Origin of the sequence: Kutzneria buriramensis, from assembly GCF_003387475.1 — a bacterium.
Taxonomy (GTDB): Bacteria; Actinomycetota; Actinomycetes; order Mycobacteriales; family Pseudonocardiaceae; genus Kutzneria; species Kutzneria buriramensis.
In genome coordinates this window covers 383,124-407,740 of the sequence record NZ_QUNO01000007.1, presented here as the reverse complement: position 1 = coordinate 407,740, position 24,617 = coordinate 383,124, and the positions used below count along the sequence as shown (strand labels likewise).

Sequence of the window (24,617 nt, the reverse complement as noted above, 5' to 3'; positions counted from 1 at the left end):
TCACAGCTCGAGAACGAGTCGGTCACCGCACGAGCGCGAGACACAGATCATCATGGTGCGGTTCGCGGACTGCTCGTCCTCGCTCAGGATCGTGTCCCGGTGCTCGGCCGTGCCGTCGAGGATCGCGGTCTCGCACGTACCGCACGTGCCCTCGCGGCACGAGGAGAGCACGAGAATCCCGGCGTCCTCGACGACGTCGAGAATGGACCGTCCCGGCGGCACCGACAGGGTCTGCCCCGACAGCGCGAGCTCCACCTCGAAGCCGGCATCTGCCGTCGCCGGAACCACCTTCGGCGCGAAGCGCTCGACGTGCAGGGACCCCTGCGGCCACGCCCGCATCGCCGCTTCGACGGCATCCACGAGCCCCGTCGGCCCGCAGCAGTACACGACGGTTCCCGCCGCGGGAACGCCCAGGAGCCGGCCGGCGTCGAGCCGGGAGCCCTCGGCACTCACCCGCAGCTCGACCTTCCCGGGATGGCTCCGCACGAGTTCGTCGGCGAACGCCATCGACACCCGCGTGCGCCCCGCGTACACCAACCGCCACGGCGTGCCGCTCGCCTCGGCCGACTCGATCATGGGCAGGATCGGGGTGATGCCGATGCCGCCGGCGATGAAGAGCGCGGGGACCTCCGGCTGGAACTCGAAGTGGCTGACCGGTCCGCGGGCCCGCAGCGACATCCCGGTCTCAAGGACATTGTGGACATATGCCGATCCCCCGCGGCCCGCCTCGGCACGCCGCACGGCGATCCGCCATGCGTCGGCGTCCAACGCCCCGCAGAGCGAGTACTGGCGCTCATCCCCCGTCGGGAGCACGAGGTCGATGTGCGCTCCCGGCCGCCACGCGGGCAGGCGGCCGCCGCCGGCGGCCACGAGGTCCAGGACGACGACGCCGTCCGCGGCCGGAGTCTTCGCGGCGACGACGATGTCGTGCTCGGCGTGGCGCGACGGAGTGGTCATGCGTTGTCCAGGGGCTTCTGCTTCACCACGACGAGGTGGAACGGCGATCCGTCGGGCGAGCACCACCGGTGTGCCGTGTCGCCCGGATAGTAGACGGAGTCTCCCGCGCCGAGCCGGACCGTCCCGTCCGTCTCGAGGTCCAGCAGGAGCGCCCCGCTCACGACGTAGACGAACTCGTCCTCGGCGTGCCGGAAGTAGTCCCCGAACTCGGTGTTGGTCCCGGTCCACTCGATCGGGTCGAACGCCCGCCTGCCCCGCGTGAGCAGCCTGACCTCGCCGTTGGGGAGCTGGTTGCGGGCGCCCTCGCCGGCCCGGAGCACGTCGGGCCGCCCGATCTGGGCGTCCGGCAGACCCGGAGCACCGGCGGCGATGAGCTCGACCTGGGTCGTGCCGAGGGCCTTCGCGATGCGGTCGAGCGAAACCATGCTCGGCCGGGTGTGCCCGCGCTCCAACTGGCTGAGGAACGGGTGCGAGAGTCCCGTACGCCCGGCCAGTTGGACGAGTGTGAGGCCACGGGACCGGCGCAGCTCGCGGATGCGCGCGCCGACCCGCTCGGCCTGCTCGTCGACGACGCGTGAGGACGCGCGGTCGGCTTCCTTCACGGTGACCGCCACCGCCCCGCCGAGCCACGAGGGCAACACAAAGAGCACGGGACTTTACACATGGGAAACCTCGGCTCCGTACCGTCAGCGATGTTGATGCGATCAACATTCGCAGCATCCCCGCGGTTCCGCAACACCCGAGACCGGAGACACACATGGCGAACTCGCTGCCTCGCCCGCTCGCCGCGGTGCGCAACGCGACGCTGCCCGACGGGCGCGTCGTGGACGTCTCGATCGCCTCGGGCGTGGTCAGCGACATCACCGCCGCCGGCGGGACCCGGCCCACCCGTATGCCCGAGGCCACGCTCGACCTGAGTGGCTGGCTGTTGCTTCCCGCACCGGCCGAGCCCCACGCGCATCTCGACAAGGCTCGGAGTTTCGACGCCATCGCCCCGTCTCCGGGCGATCTCGGCTCCGCGATCGACGCGTGGCGGTTGCACACCTCGGCGATGACCGTCGAGTCGATCGTCGAGCGCGCCCGGGCGCAGGCCCTGGCCATGCTCGCCGCGGGCACCACGGCGATCCGTTCCCATGTCGACGTCCTCAGCGACGACTGTGCGGGCACCGAGGACGTGACGCGCGGAGCCCGTGCCCTCGCACAGGTCCGGGACGAACTCGCGGGCCTCATGGACATCCAGCTCGTGGCGCTCGCCGGGCCGCGCTGCCCCGACCACCACGTGGAAGCGGCCCTCGACGTCGGCGTCGACCTCGTCGGCGGCGCTCCGCACCTCGCTCCCGATCCCGTAGCGGACCTCACGCGGCTGCTCATGCTCGCGGAACGGCGCGGGATCGGCACCGATCTCCACGTCGACGAGAGCCTTTCCGGCCCCGTCACCCTCGACGCCTACGCCCGCGCGGTCCGCGACTGGCCGGCCGACCGCCCACGCACGGCCGGCCATTGCGTACGGCTCGGCACGCTCGACGCCGTGCGTCGGGACGCGATCATCGCGGACGTCAAGGCCTCGGACGTCGGCATAGTCGCCCTGCCCATCACGAACCTCTATCTCCAGGGGTGGGAGCACCCCGTCTCGACCCCACGTGGTCTCGCGCCGTTGTGGGAGCTACTCGACGCGGGGGTCCGCCTCGGTGCCGGGGCGGACAACGTGCGCGATCCGTTCAACCCGGTGGGCCGTGGCGACGCACTCGAAACCGCGTCGCTTCTCGTCACGGCGGGCCATCTCTCCCCGGAGGACGCCTACGGGCTGGTGAGCACGGGAGCGCGATCCGTCATGGGACTGCCACCGGCGGGGACGGCGGCCGGCGCCCAGGCCGACTTCCTCGCCATCCGGGCCGTGAACCTCGTCGACGCGATCGCCAGCGCGCCCGCCGACCGCATCGTCATCCACCGCGGCCGCGTCGTCGCGATCACCGAGACACGCCGCGAGTTCCCGGCGCTGTCCGTCGCACCCGCGTTCGCCCCCGCCTCCTGAAAGGAGTCGCCATGTCCACCCTGACCACGGCCGAGCCGGCCGTTCGCTCGACCCTGCTGGACTTCCGCGACGTCGACCTCGTCTTCCCCGACGGCACGGCGGCGCTCGGCGGCGTCGACCTCACCGTGGACCGCGGCGAATTCGTCTCGATCGTGGGCCCGAGCGGATGCGGCAAGTCGACGTTGCTGCGCATCGCGTCGGGCCTCGAATCGGCGTCGGGCGGAGCGGCCGACGTCAGCGCGAGCCGCATCGGCTACGTCTTCCAGGACGCGACGCTCCTTCCGTGGCGGTCGGTGCAGGGCAACGTCGAACTCCTCGCCGAGCTGCACCGGGCGGGGAAGGCGGACCGGGCCGCGAAGGCGGCCGCCGCGATCGGCCTCGTCGGCCTCACGGGCTTCGAGAAGCACCTTCCGAAACAGCTCTCGGGCGGCATGAAGATGCGCGTCTCCCTCGCACGGTCGCTCACGCTCGACCCCGAGCTGTTCCTGTTCGACGAGCCGTTCGGGGCACTCGACGAGATCACCCGCGAACGGCTCAACGACGAGCTCCTGCGGCTGTTCGCCGAGCAGCGCTTCGCCGGGCTGTTCGTCACGCACTCGGTGTCCGAGGCCGTCTACCTCTCGACCAAGGTCGTCGTCATGTCCGGCCGACCCGGCTCCATCGTCGCGCGGTTCGACGTGCCGTTCCCGCTCCCCCGGGACCCGGACATCCGGTTCACACCCGAGTTCGCCGCGCTCGTCGGCGACGTCTCGCACGCGCTCAGGGAGGGGCACCGCTGATGCCCACGCTCCAGGAAACCGCCGCACGTCGCAGCACCGTGGCCCGCTCCGCCCTGAGGCCCCGACGCATCCGGAAGCGGGCGTCCTGGTGGCAGCCCGTCGCCGCGTTCGCCGTCTTCGTCGGGCTGTGGTATGCCGTGGCCGCGTATTACGACCAGACGGTCGAGCTGCCCTACCTCGTGCCCTACCCACACCTCGTGCTGCAGGCGATCGTCCACGACACGCGACCCGACGGCGTCCCGACCGGGTTCAACGCGGAGTTGTGGGCCGCGCTCGGTCGCACGACGGTCGTCTCGCTCGTCGGCCTCGCCGCCGCCATCGTCCTCGGAGTCCTGTGGGCCACCGTGATGGCCCAGGCCAAGGGCCTCGAGAAGGCTCTCTACCCGTACGCCGTCGTGCTCCAGTGCGTGCCGATCCTCGCGCTCGTGCCGCTCATCGGGGCGTTGTTCGGCTACGCCTCCCTCTCCCGCGTGATCGTCACCGTCATGATCGCGCTGTTCCCCATGGTGTCCAATACCCTCTTCGGCCTGCAGTCCGTGGACCGTGCGCAACGCGAGCTCTTCGAGCTCCAGGGCGCCGGCCGGCTGACCCGGCTGCGCAAGCTGCAGATCCCGGCCGCGCTCCCCTCGATCTTCGTCGGCCTGCGCACCTCGGCGGGCCTGTCCGTGATCGGCGCGATCGTGGGCGACCAGTTCTTCCAGCGCGGCGATCCCGGCCTCGGCGTCCTCATCCAGGTCACCGCGTCCCGGCTGATGGGCCCCGAGCTGTACGCGACGATCATCATCGCCTCCCTCTACGGCATCGCCGTCTTCCTCGCCTTCGGACTCATCGGCCGGCTCGCGGTCGGCCGCTGGTTCGACTTCAGCTGACCCGCCCCTCCCCCGAACGGAGCCCCGATGCGCACCCGACCCCGCACCGCCGCCATCACCCTGTCCGTCGCCGCGCTCGCGGCCTCCCTCGCCGCCTGCGGCGGGGGCGGATCGGCCGAAGCCGGCGGGTCGTCCCCGGCGCCGTCCACCGCGACCGGCCCCGCCATCAGCCTGTCCGACGTGTGCCCGTCGACGGTCGTCGTCCAGACCGACTGGAATCCCGAGGCCGACCACGGGCACCTGTACCAGCTGCTCGGCCCCTCCCCCTCGATCGACGCCAGCCAGAAGTCCGTGACCGGGGATCTCTACGCGAACGGCAGACCCACCGGCGTCAAGCTCCAGATCCGCGCCGGCGGCCCGGCGATCGGCTACTCGACCGTCTCGGCGCAGATGAGCCAGGACAAGTCGATCACCCTCGGCTACGTCTCCACCGACGAGGCCATCGAATTCTCCGGGAACATGCCGACCACGGCCGTGTTCGCCGAGAACGACAAGTCACCCATGATGATCATGTGGGACCCGAAGACCTATCCGGGGGTCGCCACGATCAAGGACCTCGGCGCCAAGCTCCAGGCAAACGGCGGCGTCGTCCGGTACTTCAACGGCGCCGCCTACATGTCCTACCTCACCGCGGCGGCCTACCTGCCCGCCGGCGTCCTCGACGGGAGCTACGACGGCGCCCCGGCGAAGTTCGTGACCGCCAAGGGCAAGGACGCACAGCAGGGCTTCGCGACCGCCGAACCGTACGTCTACCAGAACGAGATCGCCGCCTGGGGCAAGCCGCTCAAGTTCCAGCTCGTCGCCGACACCGGCTGGTCCCCGTACCCGGAGACGATGTCCGTCCGCACCGCCGACCTGGCCTCGCTCTCGCCATGTCTGAAGAAGCTGGTGCCCGTCATGCAGCAGGCCGACGTCGACTTCATGAGGAATCCGGCGGCGACCAACGACCTCATCGTCAAGCTCGTGCAGGCCTATAACAACGGCTGGACGTACGACGCCGAGGTGGGCAAGGCCGCCGTGACCCAGATGAAGGAGCTCAAGATCGCGACCGACGGCAGCACCGGGCACGTCGGCGCGATGGACGACAAGCGCGTCTCCGAACTCATCACGGTCGCGGCGCCGATCTTCGGCAAGTCGGGCGGGCACGTGAAGACCGGCCTGGCCGCCGGCGACCTGGTCACGAACCAGTTCCTCGACCCGAAGATCGGCCTCGGCTGGTGAACGGGAGCGGCATGACCACCCCTGACAGCGTCGACGCGCTGCGCGCCGAACTCGTCGAGATGCTCGGCGAGCGCGGCGTGAGCGCCGACCTCAAGACCCGCGAGCGCGCCTCGGTCGACGAGGCCACGATGAGCCCCATCCTCTCCGAGCAGCTCCCGCTCGGCCTGGCCGACCTCGTGGCCTACCCGGCGAACGCGGAGCAGATCGCGGCGGTCGTGGCCGCCGCGACCCGCCACCGCGTCCCCGTCACAGCTCGCGGCAAGGGCACCGGCAACTACGGGCAGGGCATCCCGCTGCACGGCGGCCTGGTTCTCGACACGACGCGGGCCCGCGCGATCGTCGAGGTGGGCGACGGCGTCATCACCGCCGAAGCCGGCGTCTCCATGGCGCTGCTGGAGCGCGCGGGCAACGCGAGCGGCCAGCAGATCTGGATGTATCCGTCGACCGCCCAGTCCACCCTGGGCGGCTTCCTCTCCGGCGGTTCCGGCGGCACCGGGTCGATCGCACACGGCTCGAACTGGGAAGGCTTCGTCGTCGCGCTCGACGTCGCCCTTCCGGGTACCGAGCCGGCGCTTGTCCACGTCGAGGGCGACGACGCGCGGACCTTCGTGCACAGCTACGGCACCGCGGGAGTGATCGCCCGCGCCACTGTCCGGCTCGAACCGGCCCAGGACTGGCGCGCCGTCTACGCGAGCTTCCCCACCTTCGAGGAGGCGCTCGGCGCGGTGCGGACGCTCCGCACCATCGATCCGCTGCCCCGGCTCGTGAGCGCGGACCGGGCCGCCGTCGCGGAACGGCTCCCGGCGGACCCGGCGATCCCCGCCGGGCGCGCGAGCCTGCGCGCGATCGTCGACGCGGCGGCGCTCGGCACGGCGTCGTCACTCGTCTGCGCCGCCGGTGGCTCGGTCGAAGACGTGCGCGAAGGTACACAGCAGACGGTCAAGGTGTCGATGCTCTCCTACAACCACCCCATTTGGTGGCTCAAGAAGAACAGCCCCGGCACGGACTACTTCCACGTCGAGGTCGGCGGCGAGGCACTGATCGACCGCATTCACGAAGTGGAGGCCGTGTACCCCGGCGGCATGCTGCACATCGAGGCGGCACACCGTTTCCCCATCGGGATGCTCGCCGCGGAGTACACGGGCGCGGCAGACGTCTACGCGGGGTACGCGAAGCTCGTCGAACTCGGTGTGCGCGTCCACAGCCCGCACCAGTTCTACGTCGACCACGGAGTCGAAGAGCTCGTCGCGCTCAAGGAGCGCACCGACCCGGACGGGCTGCTCAACCCCGGCCACCTCGGCGCGCCCGTGACACTGCCCGCGCCGTCCAAGTTCTGGAAAGAGGCCGGATGAACCGCATCATCGCCGAACTCGCGGGCCCGTCCCTCGCGGACCGGATCGGCACGGAATCGATCGTCGTCCTCCCGACGGGCGCGATCGAGCACCACGGGCCGCACCTTCCGCTCAGCACCGACGCCCTGCTCGCCGAAGCGGTGGCAGGCGCCGCGGTCGAACGGGCCGCGTCCGCAGGCGTCGACGTCTGGCAGCTGCCGACGCTCGCCTACACGAAATCGGACGAGCACAGCTGGGCGCCCGGCACGGTCTGGCTCGACGCCGAGACCCTGTTCCGCACCGTCGTCGAGATCGGGCGGGCCGTGGCGCTCATGGGAGCCGGCACACTGGTGTTCGTCAACGGGCACGGGGGAAACACCGCGCTCCTGCAGGTCGCGCTGCGGGAGATCCGCAAGCGCTACGGGCTCAGGACCTTCCTCATGCCCTCGCTCGTCCGCGCGGCCCCGCCCACGGGCGAAGGGCTCGACGAGCGGGAGCTCGGCATCCACGGCGGCGCCGCGGAGACCTCCCTCGTCCTGCACCTGCGCCCCGACCTCGTGGACCTCTCGCGTGCCGAGCGCTGGGTGCCCGAGCACCTGGCGGACTTCCAGCACATCGGATTCAACGGGCGCCCCGTGAGCTTTGGCTGGCTGTCGAACGACTTCGGGACCCCGGGCGTCATCGGAGACCCCACGCAGGCGACACCGGCCTACGGCGAGGTGCTCTGGGATGCCTCAGTGCGCCAGGCCGTCGAGTCCCTCCGCGAGATCGCCCGCTTCGAGCACGACCCCGCGGCAGCGCGCAGAAAACGAACTCACACGAACGAGTTCGGAGGCGTCTGAGCACCGCGCTAGGGTGCTCGACCAAGCCGGCCTTGACGCAGGTCGTGGAACCGCACAGGCGACAGACCAGCCTCTGCGACCCTGTACCTGCTGAGCACTACATCACGGCTCGTGCTGATCCGCTTCGCCTGCCTCGCCGTCGCCGCGCTACGGCTATCCCGCATGACCGACCGCGAGAAGGACGTCGAGATCCTTACCCTACGTCATCAACTCACGATCCTACAGAGACAACTCGGCGATCAGCGGACCGCGCTTGCGGCCCGAGGACAGGGCGCTGCTCGCTGCAGGTGCCGAATATTGCATCCGTGCAGGTCAGACCCATCTGACACGCCAACATCCGTACTCCGGCATGAAGCGCCATGGCTGGCGATCCTGCCCTGCCCGTCACGTGCTCGTTGTCGCAGGTCGGACCCGTGGACCGACTTTTGGAACCCCACAGGCGTCGAAACTGGCCGGCGTCAGCCGACCGGGTACACCTGGAGCTCACGGAGCGAGTAGCCGAACTGGGTCGAGCGGCTGACGCCGAGCATCCGCAGGTATCGCACGTCGGCCTGGTCCAACCAGACCCTCTCCGTGCCGCCCTGACTGTCCGCAATGGACGCCGCCGTCGTCCAGGCGAGACCGTCGGCGGAGGTCTGGATCTGATAACCGTTGGCGTGCGCAGTTTCCCAGTACAGCACAACCTCGCCGACGTGCTGCGGCGCGGCCAGCCGCACCTGTAACCATTCGCCGTCGGTGTAGTCGGACGACCAGCGCGTGGCCAGGTTGCCGTCGATGGCATGGTCCGGTGTGAACTGGGCCAGGTCGTCCTCGACGCTGGACGCCTTCGCCACTGCGCCGGCAGACGTGAGGGCCACGTTTTTCTTGCTGGTCTTCGGATGCACGCTAACGGTTACCGTCGTGGGCGTAGCGCCACCATCCGGCAGGAAGCTGAGCGGAATCCGGTAAGTGCCCACCGCGATTCCTTCGACGGTCAGCGTTCTCGTGGGTTGGGCGCCTCGATCCACGGTCACCGGTGCTGCGGGCGGCGTGACCAGCGCACCGGCCGCCGGCCTCGCCAGGAGCACGCCATGCTCATCGCTCAGGCCGTTGGCCGTGAGCCCCACGGTCACTGCGGTGGACTGCCCCACCTCGATATCGAGTCGGGCCGGCACCGGACTCAGTGTGACGGCGGGCCGGTCGGCATACACCGGAACAACTTCGTCGATCGCCGGCGGTGCGCTGTACGGGGTCCACAGCAGGCGGATAGCGTCGGCGCGCACCCCGCCGTCGGTCAGGGCGGTGTAACCGTCGGCGAGTTTTCCGATCGTGTGCCAGCCATCCGTGCCGTGCAACTGCACGGTGCCCGAGCCGTGCCCGACCACCTCGACCGAACGAACCGGTCGAGTCGCCGGCAGTCCGACAACCAGCGCGTCACCAGGCGCGGGCGATGTGCTCGCCGTGTAGGCGGTGTCCGGATCGCCGTCGGCGGCCGCGGCCAGCCTCGACCCGGCGGCGGGCGTGGGCCCGCCGGTGACCGTGATCGGGCCGATGTTCGGTCCGGTCACGGTGAACTCACGGACGACCACCCAGTTGCCCTGGCTTCCGTTGGCACGCAAGCGAACGTAGCGAGCCACGGTACCCGCTGGCGGGGTCGCGATGACCGTGGGCGTGTCGGCGAAGGTGCCGATCGCCGTCCAGGTGCGGCCGTCGCTGGAGTACTCCAGCACGCCGCGGTGCAGGTAGTCATCCGGACTGTCCGGTTTGGACATGTGCACCGCCACGCCGGCGATCGGCTGGTCCAAGCCGAGGTCGACACCGATGACGTCGCCGTCCGACGGCGGCCGGTCGCTCCAGAAGTAGGTGTCCACGTCGCCGTCCACCATCTTGTCCGGCGTGTGGTTCTGGTAGGCCGACAACGACGTCTGAGCGACGGGCCGCAGGCCGGTCAGTCCGAGCCACCTCTCGTTCTCGGCCAACGCGGAGTTGACGAACGTGTCCACCACGCCATCGCCGACCGTGACGGTGCCGCTCAACCGCGGGTGCAGGTACGCGTCCCCCTTCGTCGCCAGCGTCCTGGCCTGAACCCGGTCCGCGGCGGCCGCCGAGCCCCGGTTGGCGCGTTCGTCGACCAGCATGCGCAGCGCGGCCCGGTCCGCCTGGCCCCAGGTCGCGGCCGCATCCAGCCAGGGCCGGATTTCCGCGACGAACTCGGGGTTGTGCATGTGGCTGTCGAGCAGTGCGGGAATGTCCTCGATCAGTCGCAGGTAGTCGTCGAGGGCGCCGGCCGCCCGATCGTCGCCGTTCTCCCAGGCCTGCCAGAACGAGGCGAACCTGCCCGCCAGGACCGGCGCCTGCACCGGATCGATCTGCGAGTAGTGCTCCAGGTCGGCGAACGCGTCCAGCGCCCGCCGGGCCAGCGGGTCCGGACCGGCCAACTCGTCCAGCGCGGCCTGCCACGAACGCTGCGGGTCGTAGGCCCGGTCGTTCCACGTGAAGTCGGCCACCCCGGATAAGGCGACGTCGGAGGCCATCGGCTCGATCATCGGATTGGCAGTGAGGCCGACCAGCGAGCCTGACATGCCCGCCTGGCGGCCGACGTACGGGCCGAGCAGCAGCCGGTTGGGGGCGTAGTCGTTGACCGGGTAGTTGTCCCAGACCAGGATGTCGTGACCGAACACCGATCGCGCGGCGGCCGCCTGGCCGGCGGTGATCGTCGGCGTGACCACGCCGACTCCGGTCCACTCCACCACGACCGCCGGATCGAGCTGGGTCCGCAGCACGTCCTTGTAAGGGCTCGCGGCCACGCCGTAGTACTCGGTCGGCACCATCTCCAGCCGCGCCGCGCCCGGATGCGTGGCGATGAAGTCGCGCTGCACCTCGTTGACCAGATACGCCTGGGCCGCGCCGGCCGCCGCGCCGCCGGTGCCGAACGCCGCCTGGTCCTCCGGGCAATTCCAACTCGTGTAGCTGATGTCGTCGAGCGGAATGGCGAAGTCGCGGACGCCGATGGCCCACAGCGACTGGAACTTCGCGACCAGCGCCTGTTCGTCGGCGGTCGAGCTGTAACAGACCGAAAGGCCGGGCGAGAGCGCGTAGGTGAAGTGGACGTGGTCGACGCCGGCCCGCTCCACCAGCGTGGTGAGCTGCGCCAGCCGCGCGGCCGGGTAAGGGACGCGCCACTGGGCGCGCAGGTAAGGATCGTCCTTGGGCGAGTAGACGTAGGTGTTCAGCTTGTGCAGGCCGTCGAAGTCGAGCTGGTCGGCCCTGGCCTGGTCCGACCATGGCGGGCCGTAGAACCCCTCGATCACGCCGCGCACCGGATAGGCCGGCCAGTCCCGGACCTCCACGCCGGGCACGACGCCGGTAGCCCCCTGGACCGACTGGCGCAGGGTCTGGGCCGCGTAGAACGTGCCGACGGGGTCGTGGCCGGCGAGCACGACGACGGGGTGGTCACCGACCCGGCCGTCCGCCACCACATAGCCCTCGGCCGGCAGGCCGGTGGCGTCAGTGACACCGAGACCGGCGAGCGTCCTGTCGCTGTCGGGATTCTCCTCGGCGCCGCCGACGTCGACCACCGGTTCGCCGGGTTGGATCCGGCCGGTGTCGTCGGTCTGGTCGATCCGACTGACGCCGGCGGAACGCAGCAGGTCGAGCACCACACCGACCGCGGCCGCGTCGGTGTGTGCCCCGCTCACCACCGCCACCGCCGGTCCCAGGCGCACGGGCTGGCCGTGCCGCTGGATCGACTGCGGCACGGGGTAAATCGCTGGCAGCGACTCCGGATCGGTCGCCGACTGGTCGGCCACCGCCGTGCCTGCGGCCAGCAGACCGACCGCCAGTGCGGCCGACAACGCGAGCCAGGCATCCACACCACGACGGAACATCGGTCCTCCCCGGGTCGTCAGGTCGGCGAGAGGTCGTACGTGCGACTGCCGGCGGTTCGGGCCACTCGACCCACACCAGGTTGACGCAGAGTAATGACACAACTACAGGAAGCTGTTGTCAATGGTTGACATGAGATTGTCCAGGACAACTTTCGCCATTGTGTTCTCATCCGTCAAAACCGCCAGTGACGCGTAATCCCACATTTCCATCCCGACGTCGACGGACACCCACACCGAGGCACCAGCATGACCTCGCCGCGACTGCACTGCGCCTGCCGCGAACTACATCAGGGTCGGCCACGCCCCAGTCTCAGCAGGCCGACCCCCATGCGGGGCCGATCATGCCGGCACCCACGGATGCCCACGTATTGAGATGAACGCCCACATCCCGCACCCATCCGTGATCAATAGGCAGATTCACAGACTCCTTTACTGTGACAAGTAGACTTGGAGCCGGGCCTGGAGAACGGACACGAGCACACCGTTGTCACTGGATTCAACCGGGGGCCAAGGGGCCGCAGATTCAAATCCTGTCGTCCCGACGGTCAGCGGAGCCCCGCCGATCCAGCCGAAAGCCAGGTCAGCGCGGCTCCCGTCTATCTCAGATCGATCATGCCAAGATCACGCGACCATGGCCTTGCGGACCATCTGTGGACTACAAGGCCCCCAGGTCGAACGTTCTCTCCACGCCGCGGCCGGCATCTTCCTCCGGAGGGACTTCGACTCCCCCGCATCGAGCTCGGTCGCAGCGGCGTCGAATCACCGGGTGCCAACCTGACCAAACACAGCATGCGGTCACCATGCTGACTACTCCTCTGACGTCCCGGCCGTACGCTCCGGCGAGGCCGGCGCGCCGCTGGCCGCGATGTGCTTTCCGGCCTCGGAAGCCGTGGAGGCAAACCCACAGGATCGCCGTAGCACTCGCCGAAAATCGGGCGGATATGACTTCCGAGTCGGCCGACCAGTTCAACCTGAATCCTGGCGAGTTGCGAAGTCATGGCCGGCGAGCGAAGATGCGACCGAGCATCTGGGGCCCGCCGACATACTCACAAAATGGGCAACGTGCGGTACTGGCGCACTCGGCACGGAACCGCGGCTGTCGCCGACGTATCGGTCGTCAGCCGCGGTTCCGTGTTAATACTGCAACGACACTTGGACGGATCGCAGTGGATCGTATTCTCCGTGGTCGTCGATGTGGCTTTGACGGAGTTGGGCCGCGCGCATGAACGGGTCGAGGGTCGGCTCGCGCGATCCGAACCGCCCCCATCCCGTGCCCGCAAGACCCTTCGGTACACGGCGTCGTCACCTATCTACTGGCCACCAGCACGTCCCGACAGCGACAAACGGCGAACGGTCGCTGTCGTCGCCGGTTCAGACGATCCTGATCGCGTCGATCCTGACCCCGCCGGGGAAGTGCGGCCAGGTGAAGACGGTGTTCTTGCCGATCGGGGTAGCCGGCTGCCACGCTCCGTCCCCGTGCCACTGGACACGGTTGTTGCCGGTCGAGATCCGGGTCACCCACAAGGGCTGATTGCCGGGATAGTCCCACTCTCCGCCGTTGGCGAAACACTCCAAGATTTCCGAGCCGCCGGACCGGTGCAAGGTGAGCTGCAGGTAGTCGGGCCGGTCGCACGGGACGGTATTGATCGCGGGCGCGGCGGAGGCGGCGGTCGCGCCAACGGTAAGGGAGGCCACCAACGCGGCGGTCGTCAGCACGGCCCCAGCCACTCGTTTCGCAAATTCTTTCATTACACATCTCCTCTGTGAGCACAAGAACAGAATTCAGAACAACCAGCCAAGCCGAACTCGCCCCACGGAGCCAGCCCGTTCGCTGCCTGCCGCGTGTTCGTAAGGCTCGCTGTGTTCACTCTCCGGGCTGCGGTATCGCAGTAGTCGCCGCCCGGTCGCCACTCAAGGTGCCCCAGCCCGCCTCGGCGTGACACGACCATTCAGACTCCCTTCTGCGGCGGCGTCACGCACCCAATAATCCAGTAGTACGTATGCGCTGCACGATCGGACGATTTACGTATTCCGACTGCCGGGCATGCCCCGGACCGACGCGGGGCAATCCACGACACGGCGCGGTCCCGCCTGGTCAACCACATGAGGTCAGTTCCAGATCCGCGAGTACCGTAAGGGTGTTGCACAAGGTTGGTGCCGACCGACAGGTCGCTGAAGTGATCTCACGAGAAGAACTCCCGCCAAAGAAGATCTTCATGCCCGGTACGTCAGTCGGCTGCTCAAGGCTGAGCGTCGCCTGCGGGGCACTCGCCGGGACAGTCGTGCGTTGACCTGCTTTCACCAGGCCGTGCCCTGAACTCCGTGCTGATCCAGGGCGGCACCACGCTCGTCACCGCGTTGCTGCCCGACTGCACCTTGTACGGCACCGACAGCGATCCGGGCTCGCCGCCCTTCACCATCTGGATCCGCACGGCCTACAACGGCTGTCAGCGAGGGGCCAGGGACCTGACCGTAGCCCACGACGAGGCCACGTCGAACACCAGTCGGGCGGTGGCCCAGACCGCACTGCCCATCCTGAGCGCCTGATCCAACACCGTTGTGGGGCCGGAACCCGGTCCCACAACCATTGGACGAGTAGGTCCGAAGTCCGGGCAGTAGCTGGAGGCGGACGAAGGATGTTCAAGATCAGTTCGTGAGGACCGGCCTGAACGCCCTTCTGACGGCACTCCACGTCACGAACGACGATCACCTCGGCAAGCCCACCCTGACCGGGCGGCCGCCTCGACTCACCGTCGCGACCCTCGACGACGCCGTCCGCGCGCACATGACCAAGCGGCGCAAGATTCGCGTGCGCGAGATGCCGTCGTCCAGGTGGCAGGTACACGATCCGTGCCTTGTTCAGGGACTCGCCGCAGCCCGATGACGTGCCTTGCGGACGATTACCGTCGCCGCGATCGCGAGCATGACCACGAGCAGGCCAATAGCCCACCAGACGCCGACGCCGCTCGCGATGCCCAGCGCGAAACCGGCGGCCAGCAGCGTGGCGCTCACCTTGGCTGCCGTAGCCCCGATCCGCCCAGCGCGCGGTACCCGCGGCGGCCACACGGAATACGGCCAGATGTCGGGGCGCCACAGGTGAATCGCGGCCCGAAGGGGGAACCGCACGAGCAGGACGATCAGGCCCAGCAGTGTGCCGCCGAAGATGGTCAGCGGGATCAGCTGCACCAGGCTCCCGTCCGCGTACATCTGAGTGGATTCCGCGCCGGCCACGCGGCCTGCCACTGTTGTGCCGGGCTGCAGACCACTGGCGGGCTCGATCAGGACGCCGCTGATCCGCACGCTCGGCGCCCCGGGATCCGAGACGAACGTGCTGGTGCACCGCCGGCCGCCCTTGACGCCACTGCACTCGTTCACGGTGGCATGGCCCGGAACGCCGCCGAACAACGTCAGTGCGCTGTCCTCGACCCGTCCGGGCCCGACGAAGTACGCGCACACGGCGGCAAGCACGGCGATCACGAAGACCAATCCGATCCAGGAACGGGCCCTGGGCGCCGTTTTCGGCAGGGAATACATACCGGGACGCTACTCGACGGCCTTCACGAGGCTGCGCCGGGAAGTTCCGCGTGGTCGAGCCTCGCCAGGCGTCCGTGAAGCCCGGAGCACCGGACTCAGTTCCCCACGCCGAGACTGGACATGGATGCGGTCGGGCACTGGTCGCCGCGCCGCTCCCAGCGGCACCGCCTCCTCGACCTCGGCGAGGTCGCCCGCAGTGAGATTCAGTTCCATCGCGGGCAGCGCCTCGGCCAGCCGCTCGCGGGTGCGCGAGCCGACCAGTGGCACGATGTCCTCGCCCCGCGCGGCCACCCACGCGATGGCCAACTGGGCGACCGTGCACCCCGGCGGACGCACGGACCCGTGAGCGGCTGGAGCTGCTCCGGGTGCTCGGCATCGAGGAATTCCCGCCTGGGGCCACGAATACGTCCGTGCAGTGAAGCGGCCGACCCTCGCCTGCACCCCTACTCGGCCGACGGTAGCGTGCGGTCGAGTCCGTTCGGGTGGCGCGACGGGCGCCGCGCGAACCATGATCTGACCAGATCGGGCAGTGACGGACCGCCGCCCAGGCACCAGACGGCGATCACGGGGTCGCAGATCGCGCAGCCGAGCGACGAGTGCGAGAGAAACGGAATGATCGGCGCTCCGCGCAGAAAGTGCAGGACGTCCCAAGCGGTGTGGAGCAACCAGGCGATGCCGATCCACATGTACGAATCGAGCCCACGGTATGCGCAGTAGGTGACAACCGCGGTGAAAACGAACTCCCATGGACCGAAGCTGCCACTGCTCAAGTAGGCGGCGCCGGCGCCGGCGACCATGATGGCATTGAACCGTCGCCTGACGGGCTCACGAAACAGGGACATGACGATCACATAAGCGATACCGATGAGAATCGGAGCGACAATCAGCACGAGTTGGACGCTAACCGCTGCACGCACGGCGCGACAGCGGTTGGATTGCCAGAAACCAACGGGAAATCGCCAGGCTGCACACGGGTGGGCAGCGGGCGGCGAGCTGCGCGATTCACCTCTGGAGCGACCGGAATTCGGCGGCCCAGGTGACGTTCCGGCCTGGTAGGCCGTCCACGCCCGGCTGACAGGTGTAGGGGCAGAACATGGTGTTGAACACCCACGGCAGCGTGTCCGGGCCGACGTTCTTGGCCCCGCCCGCGTCCTGGAACAGTCCCCAGCCGGCCATGGCGCACCGGCCCGTGTCGCGGAAGTACGCCATGGTGTCGGACATGAAGTTCTTGTTGTTCTCGAACCACGGGCTGGAGGTGAGGAAGTCGTTCCATTCGGCCTGCGGGAACGGGCGTTGAGTCGCGCTGGCGCCGACCTGCCACACCAGGGTGCCGGGCGGGATGCCGTAGCGATCGGCGAACGTGGTGGACACGGGGTCCTTGAGATGTTTCGCGTACAACCTGACCAGCGAGAACTCGGTGGCCAGGAATTTCTGGTCCGGGCGCAGCCGCGGCAGGATGTAGCTGGGGTAGCGCTGAGCGTCCGTCAGCGAGGCCACATGCGGATGGCAGTCCGTCCCGGCGATGGCAGGGGTGTTCTTCGCGAAGTCCAGCCACCGGTTGATCTGAGCGACCTCCGCGGCGGGCAGGCTTTCCAGGGAGGTGAGAGCGCCCATGTAGATCTGGGTCTTGCCTGCTTCAGGGTGTTGTTGTCGGTATTGGACGGTGTGTTGGGCGAGTGTCTCGTAGAACTCGTTGATCACCGGGGTGGCCCGGTCCTGTCGGCTCGACTCGAAAAAGGGTTCGTTGCCGATGACCAGGACGTCGACCTTGCCCATGACCACGGCGAGGACTTTCTCCAGGCGTCGCAGCGCGACCTGCATCGCGCCGCTGCCGCTGGTCGGGACTCCATTGTCGTAGGGGAAACTCAGGTTCAGCACGGTGCCGTAACCCTGCTCGACGGCGGTGGTGAGTTTCTGCATGCCGGGCTGGTCGGCGACGTTGCCGCGATCGGCGTTCTGCATGAGATAGAAAGCCTGCAGCCAGGTCGCTGAGACCGCATGCAGCTCGGCGAGGTTCAGGGTGTCCAGGTCCTGGTTGACGTTTGCCCCCAACACGCCGGCCGCGGCCGGCGCGGTGATCCGGCTCGTCTGGGTGTCGCCGACGGGCGTAGCGCCGGCGGGCGTCGTGCCCTGCGGGCCTGTCGCGTGGTCACCGCCGGGGGCGCACCTCGTGATCCCCGCGGCGACCAGCCCGGCCGTCATTCCGGACAGACCAAGCATCCGGCGACGAGTCAGGGTCCAACGTCCACCCGACGGCCTGTTCTGCATGTCAATGATTCCCTTCTTCGGGTTGCCGGCGCGTGGCTGTCGCTCGGTCAGGTCGTCACGGCGTCGTAGCCCACCCGGACTTCTTCCGGCCCGCGCAGCAGCATGTTCGGCCGGTACGGCGGCGGGTCGACGACCAGACGCGGGTTGCTCAGCCTGCTGGCGATCGCGGTCAACGCGGCCTGGCCTTCCATCCGCGCCAGTGCCGCGCCGAGGCAGTAGTGCACGCCGCCGCCGAAGGCGAGATGGGCGTTGCCCGGCCGTTCCGGCCAGAACCGGTCCGGATGGGCGAACCGGCGCGGGTCGCGGTTGCCCGCGGCGAGCAGCAGCTGGACGTGGTCGCCGGCGGGCACGACCTGGCCCGCGACGACGATGTCCGCGGTGGTGTGCCGGCCGTTCATCTGCACCGGCGGGTCGTAGCGCAGCACCTCCTCGACTACGGCGGCCGCCAGGTCGGGATCGGCGCGGAGCCGATCGAGCACGTCCGGGTTGCGCAGCAGGGCAAGAGTGCCGTTGGCGACGAGGTTCACCGTGGTCTCGTGGCCGGCGATCAGCAACAGGCCCAGCGTGACAGCGAGCTCGACGGTGTTCATCCTGGTCGCCGGATCGCCCTTCGTGAGCAGCCCGGAGATCAAGTCCGTGCCCGGCTGGGCGCGCCGCTGCTCGATCATGGGCATCAGGTACGCACGCCAGTCCCGCTGGGTCACCGCCAGCTGGGTGATCTCCTGCTCGGTGAGGGTCTCGACCGGGTCGAGCGCGCGGGTGAGCCGGCCCGCGAAGGAGTGGAACACCGGCTCCTCCTCCGGCGGCACGCCCAGCAGCGCGCAGATCACGCCCACCGGCAGCGGGTAGGCCAGCGCGGCGACGACGTCGATCTCGCCGGAACCCGTGCCGACGTGTCGGTCGAGCAGGTCGGCGACCATGGCCTCGATGCGCGGACGCATGCCCAGGATCCGCGGCACGAACTGGTCCATGGTCCGTTGCCGCAGCGTGTCGTGGTGCGGCGGATCCAGCATCAGCAACGGTCCCCGAAACGGCTTGCCGTCCGAACCGAGCGGGGCGTCCGGGTCGGTCGGCGCGGGGTTCTGCGCGCTGAGGCGGGGATCGCGCAGCAGCGCGGTGATGTCGGCATGCCGGGTGACCAGCCAGTTGTGCTCGTCGAGCTGGTGGACGGGTTCCTTGGCGAGTTCGGCGAAGTGCGGATAGGGGTTGTGGCGGTTGCTGTGGTCGAGGAGTCGGCCGTAGGCGGTCGCGGCGGGGTGGGGATGGGTGCTGGTCATGACCGTCCTCCGTCGGCTGCCAGGGTGAGGGGTGCGCGATGTGGTGTCGTGCGGGCGAAGCCCGCGTCGAGCACGGCGACCGACGCCGGGGAATCGGTGGCGTTGATGGCAGGCGGAAACGGGGCTCGCTCGGCGACGAGTGCCGTGTAGCCGTCCATGACGCGCGGCGAGTTGACCGCGACCGCGCCGACGGTGATTCCGTCACGGCCGTAGACGGCGACGAACGGGCCCCGGGCGAACGAGCCCTGGGTGAGCACGACTTGGTCTGCCACCTGCGGCAGGCCGACGGACTTGATGTTCATGCCGAACTGATCGGACCAGAAGGCGGGCAGCGCCGTGTTGTGTCGCACGTCCGTCGCCTCGTGGATGAGGTTGTGCGCTGCGAGCTCGGCTTGGTCGACGGCGTTGCTCCAGTGCTCGAACGACTGCGGCTCGGCGTCGAAGTGCGGATGCCGCCAGCGGGCCACATCGCCCGCGACGTACACGCCTGCCACCACCGCCCCGGTTACGTCGAGCGCCCGGCACGCGCTGTCGCAGTCGACGCCACCGCCATCGGCGGCGAGTCCGCTGTCCGCAAGCCATTCGGTGTTGGGTACCGAACCTGTGGCGACTATGGCGACGTCGACGTCGAGAACGTCCCCATCGGACAGTCGCGCCCGCGTCAGCCGGCCTTCGGCGTCACCGTTGAGCGCGGTGACGGTGGTCCGCGCCCGCAGGTCGATCCCGCACGCCTGCTGCCGTACGCCGATGGCCGCTGCGACCACGCCGCCGAGCGCTGTCGCCATCGGCGCGCTTCCGCGCTGGGTGACGGTGACCGACAGACCGAGGTCATGACAGCTCGACGCCACCTCCGACCCGGTGAAACCGCCGCCGATGACGAGCACCCTGCGTGGCTCCTGGACGAGATCGCCGCGCAGCCGATCGGCGTCGTCGCGGGTGCGCAACAGATGCACGCCGCGCAGCGCGGCCTCGCCGGCGTCCGGCCAGGGCCGGGCCCGAGCGCCGGTGGCGACGAGGAGTCCGTCGAAGCCGACGACGCGTCCGTCGGCGAGGCGCACCTCACGGGTGGACACGTCCAATCCGGTCGCGCGGGCTCCGAGCAGCCAACGCGCGTTCAACTCCCCCGTCCTCGGCAGCAGCAGCCGGTCGCTGCCGACCCTTCCGGACAGCACCGCCTTGGACAGCGGCGGGCGATCGTAGGGTTCGTGCCGCTCGTCACCGATGATCACCAACTCGCCGGTGAACCCGTTGGCCCGCAACGACTCGGCGGAACGCAGGCCGGCCAGCGAGGCGCCGACGACGACGATTCGCCCGGGCGTCACCCCGCCTCCCCGACGATCGCCTCGACTGCCGGGCCGAGGGTGATGGCCTGCACCGGGCAGGCCCGCGCGGCCCGCTCCGTGGCCCGGTCGGACTCCGCGTCCGGCACGTGGTCGTACTCCAGCGACTCCGCTCCCCGGAACCAGAACACCTCAGGCGCGGCGAACACGCATTGCCCGTAGCTTTGGCAGCGGTTCAGATCGACGAGGACCCGCATGGCACCTTTCCTTTCTGTGCGGTCCGTTCCACGCACCGGGTTGGTCACGACGCGGTCCGCGGTGCGGGCTGCGCCCTCTTGGCCGTCACGACGGTCCACAGGAACAGCAGGCTGAAGACGGTGATCACGAGCACCTGCGACACGTTCGCCGCCACTGCGATCGGCAGCAGGTACACGGCCACGATCCGCAGACCGGTCTCGACCAGGAGCCCGATCCCCCAGACCAGGGAGACGCGGAACCAGCGGGCCCGCATGACTGCGGTCCCCGCCTCGGCCTGGAACTGGCCGTGCGCGGCGTCGCCGGCCGAGCGGGCGAACCGCAGGGCGGCGTAGTAGGCGAGCGGGCGTTTGACGAGGCAACTGGCGAGGAAGACCAGACCCGCGGTGCAGGACTGCGCCGCGTCCTTGACCAGGAGGAACCGGGGATCGCCGGTGACGAAGCTCAGCGCGAGGCTCACGGCGAACAGGACCAGTAGGAAAAACGCGAACGGATCGAGCCTGCGGTGCCGCAGCGCCACCCAGAGCGTGCGCAACCCGGAGACCAGGGTGCCGGCGAGCAGCGCGAGGAAGTTGCTCGCCCCGAGCAGTTCTGCGGCGAAGTACGCCATCACCGACAGACCGATGTCGTAGAAGAGCGTGCTGGCCATCGCGCGCACAACCGGACTCCGCAGCCGTCCGCCGGGCTGCCGGTCGGTGGCGGTGGCGGTGGCCGGATCGGACGTGTTGGGCGGCATGTCTACTCCCGATTGTCACGTACAGGGCGCCTGATTCGAACGCGTTCCTCTGTCAGGAAGGGGAATCCGGCGCCGAGGTCATCTCCGTTCGATCAAGAGTCCCTCAGTACGTATCCGCTGCACGATCGGACGATTTACGTATCCTGGCAGCTGCCGGGCATACACTTGACCGATGCGGGCGATCCCCTACCAGACACGGTTGCGCCGCAGTCAGCTGTGTGAGATCGCAACTTGTCCGGCCGCATGCGGACACACCTGTGAATCGGCGCATACCGGGGTGGCATGAGCGGGCCGTTGCCGACGTCATCATGTGCTGCGCTCAGGTTCTCCGCGGCCACTTTGGTCGGGCGGGACGCCGAACTGGCCTCGCTGACCGCGGCGCTGCCCAGCGTGCTTGCCGGCCGCTCGCATGCCGTGGTGATCAGTGGCGTGGCCGGCATCGGCAAGACCAGGTTGGCGTTGGAGGCGCTGGCGGTGGCGCGCGCGCAGGGCTTCCTGACGCTCAGCGCGGGGGCGGCGCCACTGGAGCAGGACCTGTCCTACGCGCCGCTGGTCCGGGCCCTGCGTCCACTGCTGGACGATGACACCCGGCGCAGGGACCTGGTCGCCGGGCTGCCGCAGCTCGGGCGGCTGTTCGTCGATCTGGAATGGCCCGACCCGCCGCCCGATCTCGGCGACCCGGGGCTGGAGCGCACGCGGCTGTACGAGGCGGTTCGGCAGTTCGTCCGCCGGGCCACGGCGGCACAGCCGATCGCGTTGCTGGTCGACGACGTGCACTGGCTCGATCGGGCCAGCCAGAGCCTGCTGGGTTATCTCGCGCGCTGCCTCACCGACAGCCGGCTGCTGCTCCTGCTGACCCGCCGGGACGACGAACCGGGCGATCCGGCGGAGAACATTCCGCTGCTGGACACGCTCCGATGGGCGGCCCGCGTACCGACCGTCGCCAGCAGCGCGGTCGGCACGGCAATCGCGCCAGGGCTGTCGCTGTCCGAGCTGTCCCTGCCCGGGTTGGACGAGTCGGCGCTGACGGCGCTGGCGGCGGACCTGCTCGGTGGCGTGGCGCCGCGCGCCCTGGTCACGCTCCTGTCCGCTCGATCGGCCGGCGTTCCGCTGTTCGTGTACGCGTTGCTCTCGACGCTGTCCGAGACGGAGTCCTTGACCCAGGTGGCCGGACGATGGGTGTTGCGGTCCGCCGCGCCCCACACGGTGCCGCAGGTCGCCCGCACCCTGCTCCAACGCCGTCTGGACATCCTGGCACCAGCTCCGCGCCGCGTCATGGACGTCATCTGCCTGGCACCGGAATCCACCGCGCCTATGGTCGCGAGGATCGCCGGGACCAGCCCGACCGACGCCGTCGACGCACTCGAACGGCTACGCCGATCCGGCCTGATCGACGAAGTACCGGCGGGGCGAACGACTGTGTACCGGCCGTCGCATTCCCTGCTCGCCGAAGTCGCCGTGGGGTCGTTGTCGACCGAACAGCGACAGGCTCTGCACGCCGCCACCGCGCGGGTGCTGGAACAGGAAGGCCGGCCGGACGTCCTCCAGCTGGCTCACCACCTGCTCGGCGCCGGCGCGCTGGTGGCACCCGCCACGACACTGGCAACCCTGGTCGAGGCGGTGACCACGGCGTTGCACCGTCGTGCCGGCGACCACGCTGTCCTCTTGGCCCAGGCAGGTCTGGACCTCATGTCCGAACACCGGCTGCCCGGCTCTCGAACGGCGCTGCTGACCGCACTGGCCCACGGGGCGCAGATGGCCGGCCGGCTCGAGGAGGCGCTGACCGCCATGCTCGACGCCGCCGGCGCCGGACATCCGCTCGCACGGGCACAGCGCGTGGGCGCCGCCGCGCGTATCGCCTGGGACCTGGGCCGTTTCGACCTGGCCGAACGATGCCTACGAGATGCCCACCATCTGATCGACGAGCGCCCCGCCGGACCGGTGCACGTCTATCTCGCCGAGGTGGAGATACGCAACGGCATACAGGGCGACCGGCGCGATGTCCTCGACGCGGCGCTGCCTCGCCTGGCCGACCTCACGGCGCGGACCGGCATCGTTCGGGCGCGAGCCCTTCTCGAGATCGCATACCTGGTCCGGGACCTGGACGACGGACGGGTCCCGGACGCGTTGGGGCGGGTCGACGGTCTGCTGTCCCTCAGCCGACGGCTGGCCAACCCGCAGCTCACTGAAGTGGTGTTGCGTTCGCTCACCCAGGCTTTCCTGGTCCATGGCGACTTCGACGCCGCCGCCGAGCGCGCCGACGAGGGAATCGTCCTGGCCCGCCAGTTCGGCTCGCCGACACTGGCCACGGTGCACATCGCGCACCTGGGCATGGTCCGGCTGCAACAGGGTCGCTTCTCGGACGCGGCGGCGATGGCCGCCAGGCTGATCGAGATCGGCGAGCAGACGGGCATGGAGCGCGCCACCGCCATGGGCATGACCCAACTGGCGTTCGTCGCTCGCGGCACCGGACAGGTGACCGAGGCGGAGGCATTGCTCGGCCAGGTCGGGGAACGCTTCGGCCAGCTGGCCGAAGCCGATCGCAGTGTCTTCGGGTTCGTGGACCTCGCCAGGGTGCTCGTCCAGCTTGACCACGGGGACGCGTCCGAAGCCGAGAAGACCGCACGAGCCGCGTTGCAGCGGCGGCCCGCAGTGCGCGCGCTCCTGGTCGGCGCGTATGGCCAGGCGCTGACCCGTAACGGCCGCTGGGCCGAGGCGACCGCGGCGCTCGACCAGTTGCGGACACAGTCCAGCGGGAGGGACCTGACGGCCGCACTCGCCGATCGGCTGGAAGCTCAGGTCGCCGCGGCGCAGGGCGAGCAAGAAACCGCGGCGAGCCTGTACGCCGCCGCTGCGGACGGCTTCGACCGGCTTGGCATGGTTGTCCAGGCCGCTCATGCCTGGCTGGACGCCCTCTGCTGCCGACCGGTCGATGACGGCAGGCCCGAGCCGGAATGGCTCGGTTCCCACTCGGCGCGAGAACTCCTGGAGCGGGCGCTTCGAGTGTTCTCCGAGCGTGGCGTCGAGGCGGGGGCGAACCGCGCCAGGCGCCTGCTACGCGATCACGGCGGGACGCCAGGGTCGCCGTCGGCGCGCCGTGCCCGCACGGCCGAGTTGACTCCGCGCGAGGAGGAAGTCGTGCGATTGGTGGCGGCCGGACTGTCCAATCCGGAGATCGCCGAGCGGCTCTACATCAGCACCCGCACGGTCACAACGCATCTGCAGAAGGTGTACGCACGACTGGGAATCAGGTCACGGGTCACGATGACCCGCTGGGTGGTCGAGCACCTCAAGCCCTGAGGCCGCCGGGTACGACGCCGGTGACCGCATCGCACAGCCCAAGGTCGCCGCCCGGCGGGCTGGATGTCGG

The 24,617-nt window shown here is 69.5% G+C and carries 21 protein-coding genes; 9 read left to right on the top strand and 12 right to left on the bottom strand.

Going from position 1 to position 24,617, the window contains the following annotated elements:
• Both BCF44_RS22600 and BCF44_RS22595 read right to left on the bottom strand, forming a co-directional pair.
• Positions 1-957: a PDR/VanB family oxidoreductase gene (locus BCF44_RS22600; RefSeq protein WP_116176329.1), complete on the bottom strand. Its 957-nt coding sequence runs from the start codon at positions 955-957 to the stop codon at positions 1-3.
• Entirely contained in the window at positions 954-1,607 is a 654-nt protein-coding gene (locus BCF44_RS22595) for a helix-turn-helix domain-containing protein (RefSeq protein ID WP_170217684.1), read from the bottom strand. The genes BCF44_RS22600 and BCF44_RS22595 overlap by 4 nt, the downstream gene beginning before the upstream one ends.
• Positions 1,608-1,714: 107 nt before the next feature.
• Between BCF44_RS22595 and BCF44_RS22590 the strand changes: the two genes are divergently transcribed.
• From BCF44_RS22590 to BCF44_RS22565, 6 genes are read left to right on the top strand one after another with little or no spacing between them, the layout of a single operon-like run.
• Positions 1,715-2,989 (top strand): amidohydrolase family protein, encoded by a 1,275-nt coding sequence (locus BCF44_RS22590; protein WP_116176328.1) that lies wholly within the window; start codon positions 1,715-1,717, stop codon positions 2,987-2,989.
• Between the two features lie 11 nt (positions 2,990-3,000).
• The gene (locus BCF44_RS22585; RefSeq protein ID WP_116176327.1) at positions 3,001-3,768 is read left to right on the top strand and encodes an ABC transporter ATP-binding protein; all 768 of its coding nucleotides are present in this window, start codon (positions 3,001-3,003) and stop codon (positions 3,766-3,768) included.
• Positions 3,768-4,637: an ABC transporter permease gene (locus BCF44_RS22580; RefSeq protein WP_116176326.1), complete on the top strand. Its 870-nt coding sequence runs from the start codon at positions 3,768-3,770 to the stop codon at positions 4,635-4,637. Before BCF44_RS22585 ends, BCF44_RS22580 begins: the two co-directional genes overlap by 1 nt.
• Before the next feature lie 27 nt (positions 4,638-4,664).
• The gene (locus BCF44_RS22575; protein ID WP_116176325.1) at positions 4,665-5,858 is read left to right on the top strand and encodes an ABC transporter substrate-binding protein; all 1,194 of its coding nucleotides are present in this window, start codon (positions 4,665-4,667) and stop codon (positions 5,856-5,858) included.
• Between the two features lie 11 nt (positions 5,859-5,869).
• Complete coding sequence (locus tag BCF44_RS22570) at positions 5,870-7,210, top strand: FAD-binding oxidoreductase (protein ID WP_116176468.1); 1,341 nt, start codon at positions 5,870-5,872, stop codon at positions 7,208-7,210.
• On the top strand, positions 7,207-8,031 hold the full coding sequence (locus BCF44_RS22565; RefSeq protein ID WP_116176324.1) for a creatininase family protein: 825 nt from the start codon (positions 7,207-7,209) through the stop codon (positions 8,029-8,031). The genes BCF44_RS22570 and BCF44_RS22565 overlap by 4 nt, the downstream gene beginning before the upstream one ends.
• 458 nt (positions 8,032-8,489) lie before the next feature.
• Here BCF44_RS22565 and BCF44_RS22555 read toward each other — a convergent pair whose 3' ends face one another.
• On the bottom strand, positions 8,490-11,897 hold the full coding sequence (locus BCF44_RS22555; protein ID WP_170217683.1) for a glycoside hydrolase family 84 protein: 3,408 nt from the start codon (positions 11,895-11,897) through the stop codon (positions 8,490-8,492).
• Between the two features lie 1,371 nt (positions 11,898-13,268).
• Positions 13,269-13,613, bottom strand: a complete 345-nt coding sequence (locus tag BCF44_RS22550) for a beta/gamma crystallin domain-containing protein (RefSeq protein WP_211353160.1) — start codon at positions 13,611-13,613, stop codon at positions 13,269-13,271.
• A 606-nt stretch (positions 13,614-14,219) separates the two neighbouring features.
• Between BCF44_RS22550 and BCF44_RS22545 the strand changes: the two genes are divergently transcribed.
• Complete coding sequence (locus BCF44_RS22545; RefSeq protein WP_116176321.1) at positions 14,220-14,444, top strand: hypothetical protein; 225 nt, start codon at positions 14,220-14,222, stop codon at positions 14,442-14,444.
• Between the two features lie 106 nt (positions 14,445-14,550).
• A complete protein-coding gene (locus BCF44_RS22540; RefSeq protein ID WP_116176320.1) occupies positions 14,551-14,781 on the top strand; it encodes a hypothetical protein in 231 nt (76 codons plus the stop codon).
• Here BCF44_RS22540 and BCF44_RS22535 read toward each other — a convergent pair.
• The 8 genes from BCF44_RS22535 to BCF44_RS22495 form a co-directional block, all read right to left on the bottom strand.
• Positions 14,757-15,374: a hypothetical protein gene (locus BCF44_RS22535; protein ID WP_147328591.1), complete on the bottom strand. Its 618-nt coding sequence runs from the start codon at positions 15,372-15,374 to the stop codon at positions 14,757-14,759. The two genes, BCF44_RS22540 and BCF44_RS22535, sit on opposite strands and share 25 nt — an antisense overlap.
• Positions 15,375-15,440: 66 nt before the next feature.
• On the bottom strand, positions 15,441-15,737 hold the full coding sequence (locus BCF44_RS57700) for a hypothetical protein (RefSeq protein WP_342775631.1): 297 nt from the start codon (positions 15,735-15,737) through the stop codon (positions 15,441-15,443).
• Positions 15,738-15,874: 137 nt separating this feature from the next.
• Positions 15,875-16,321: a DUF6010 family protein gene (locus tag BCF44_RS22520; RefSeq protein WP_116176318.1), complete on the bottom strand. Its 447-nt coding sequence runs from the start codon at positions 16,319-16,321 to the stop codon at positions 15,875-15,877.
• Between the two features lie 112 nt (positions 16,322-16,433).
• Positions 16,434-17,633, bottom strand: coding sequence for a hypothetical protein (locus tag BCF44_RS56730; RefSeq protein WP_211353159.1), 1,200 nt, complete (start codon positions 17,631-17,633; stop codon positions 16,434-16,436).
• Positions 17,634-17,746: 113 nt separating this feature from the next.
• The gene (locus BCF44_RS22510) at positions 17,747-18,976 is read right to left on the bottom strand and encodes a cytochrome P450 (protein ID WP_116176317.1); all 1,230 of its coding nucleotides are present in this window, start codon (positions 18,974-18,976) and stop codon (positions 17,747-17,749) included.
• Complete coding sequence (locus BCF44_RS22505; RefSeq protein ID WP_116176316.1) at positions 18,973-20,298, bottom strand: NAD(P)/FAD-dependent oxidoreductase; 1,326 nt, start codon at positions 20,296-20,298, stop codon at positions 18,973-18,975. The genes BCF44_RS22510 and BCF44_RS22505 overlap by 4 nt, the downstream gene beginning before the upstream one ends.
• Positions 20,295-20,513: a ferredoxin gene (locus BCF44_RS22500; RefSeq protein ID WP_116176315.1), complete on the bottom strand. Its 219-nt coding sequence runs from the start codon at positions 20,511-20,513 to the stop codon at positions 20,295-20,297. Before BCF44_RS22500 ends, BCF44_RS22505 begins: the two co-directional genes overlap by 4 nt.
• 44 nt (positions 20,514-20,557) lie before the next feature.
• Positions 20,558-21,247 carry a VC0807 family protein gene (locus tag BCF44_RS22495; protein ID WP_246015411.1) on the bottom strand — a complete coding sequence of 230 codons (690 nt, stop codon included), beginning with the start codon at positions 21,245-21,247 and terminating at the stop codon, positions 20,558-20,560.
• Between the two features lie 282 nt (positions 21,248-21,529).
• Between BCF44_RS22495 and BCF44_RS22490 the strand changes: the two genes are divergently transcribed.
• Positions 21,530-24,547: a helix-turn-helix transcriptional regulator gene (locus BCF44_RS22490; protein ID WP_116176314.1), complete on the top strand. Its 3,018-nt coding sequence runs from the start codon at positions 21,530-21,532 to the stop codon at positions 24,545-24,547.
• Positions 24,548-24,617 lie beyond the last annotated feature (70 nt).

Bases quoted from the DNA above. Each gene is read 5' to 3' on its own strand.
- BCF44_RS22600 (WP_116176329.1), bottom strand. From the start codon at position 957: ATGACCACTCCGTCGCGCCACGCCGAGCACGACATCGTCGTCGCCGCG.
- BCF44_RS22590 (WP_116176328.1), top strand. From the start codon at position 1,715: ATGGCGAACTCGCTGCCTCGCCCGCTCGCCGCGGTGCGCAACGCGACG.
- BCF44_RS22585 (WP_116176327.1), top strand. From the start codon at position 3,001: ATGTCCACCCTGACCACGGCCGAGCCGGCCGTTCGCTCGACCCTGCTG.
- BCF44_RS22580 (WP_116176326.1), top strand. From the start codon at position 3,768: ATGCCCACGCTCCAGGAAACCGCCGCACGTCGCAGCACCGTGGCCCGC.
- BCF44_RS22575 (WP_116176325.1), top strand. From the start codon at position 4,665: ATGCGCACCCGACCCCGCACCGCCGCCATCACCCTGTCCGTCGCCGCG.
- BCF44_RS22570 (WP_116176468.1), top strand. From the start codon at position 5,870: ATGACCACCCCTGACAGCGTCGACGCGCTGCGCGCCGAACTCGTCGAG.
- BCF44_RS22565 (WP_116176324.1), top strand. From the start codon at position 7,207: ATGAACCGCATCATCGCCGAACTCGCGGGCCCGTCCCTCGCGGACCGG.
- BCF44_RS22555 (WP_170217683.1), bottom strand. From the start codon at position 11,897: ATGTTCCGTCGTGGTGTGGATGCCTGGCTCGCGTTGTCGGCCGCACTG.
- BCF44_RS56730 (WP_211353159.1), bottom strand. From the start codon at position 17,633: ATGACGGCCGGGCTGGTCGCCGCGGGGATCACGAGGTGCGCCCCCGGC.
- BCF44_RS22510 (WP_116176317.1), bottom strand. From the start codon at position 18,976: ATGACCAGCACCCATCCCCACCCCGCCGCGACCGCCTACGGCCGACTC.
- BCF44_RS22500 (WP_116176315.1), bottom strand. From the start codon at position 20,513: ATGCGGGTCCTCGTCGATCTGAACCGCTGCCAAAGCTACGGGCAATGC.
- BCF44_RS22495 (WP_246015411.1), bottom strand. From the start codon at position 21,247: ATGCCGCCCAACACGTCCGATCCGGCCACCGCCACCGCCACCGACCGG.
- BCF44_RS22490 (WP_116176314.1), top strand. From the start codon at position 21,530: ATGAGCGGGCCGTTGCCGACGTCATCATGTGCTGCGCTCAGGTTCTCC.